Source organism: Frankia umida, from assembly GCF_023242945.1.
Taxonomy (GTDB): domain Bacteria; phylum Actinomycetota; class Actinomycetes; order Frankiales; family Frankiaceae; genus Frankia; species Frankia umida.
In genome coordinates this window covers 1-837 of sequence record NZ_JALKFT010000103.1, presented here as the reverse complement: position 1 = coordinate 837, position 837 = coordinate 1, and the positions used below count along the sequence as shown (strand labels likewise).

Here is an 837-nt window from a genome sequence, read left to right as displayed (position 1 = left end):
GGATGGCACATTGTGATTTAATTCTTGCATGCGGGAGACGGACGGCCGGAAACTAGACCATGCCACGCTTGAATCTATCAGGATTCGCGTGGCTCGCCAGATCGTCGATGACGGGGCGAACGCTGACGAGCTGGCCGATTCGTTGGGCTTCAGTCGGGCGGCGGTGTTCTCCTGGGCGCAGCAGTACCGCGCTGGCGGTATTGAGGCATTGCACGCCAAGCCGATTCCCGGCAGGCCGAAAAAGCTGACGGAGGAACAGGCCGACCGGATCTACACAATCCTCCACACGAAGACTCCCGATCAGATGCACTTCGACTTCCAGCTGTGGACACGTTGGATGGTCCGCGACCTCATCCAGCGGCTTCTCGGTATCAGCATCACCGAGCAGGCGGTCGGCAGGATGCTGCGGCGCTGGGGCATGTCCCCGCAACGTCCCGTCACGCAGGCGATCCAGCGCGACGAGGAGAAGGTGATGCGCTGGAAGACCGAGCAGTTCCCCAGGATCCGAGCCGAGGCGCGGAAGGTCGGAGCCACTGTCTACTTCGGAGACGAGGCCTCGGTGCGCACCGATCACCACAGCGGCACCACCTGGGCGCCCGTGGGGGAAACTCCCGTCGTCAGCCGCACAGGCGACCGGAAATCCGTTCTCATGCTCTCCGCGGTCAGCGCCCAAGGAAAGCTGCATTTCATGCTCCAGCAAGGCGGGTCGGTCGACTCCAAGGTCTTCATCGAGTTCTGCTCGAGACTGCTCCACGACGACGGCGGAAATGTTTTTCTCATCGTCGACGGCGCCAAATACCACGATTCGAAGGCCGTCCGCGAGTTCGTCGCCAGCAC

At 62.2% G+C, this 837-nt stretch carries 1 protein-coding gene; it reads left to right on the top strand.

The window, feature by feature from the left end; genetic code table 11:
• Window positions 1-88 precede the first annotated feature (88 nt).
• Window positions 89-837: IS630 family transposase (locus MXD59_RS25965; RefSeq protein ID WP_248827196.1), on the top strand; the 749-nt coding region annotated here is incomplete at its 3' end.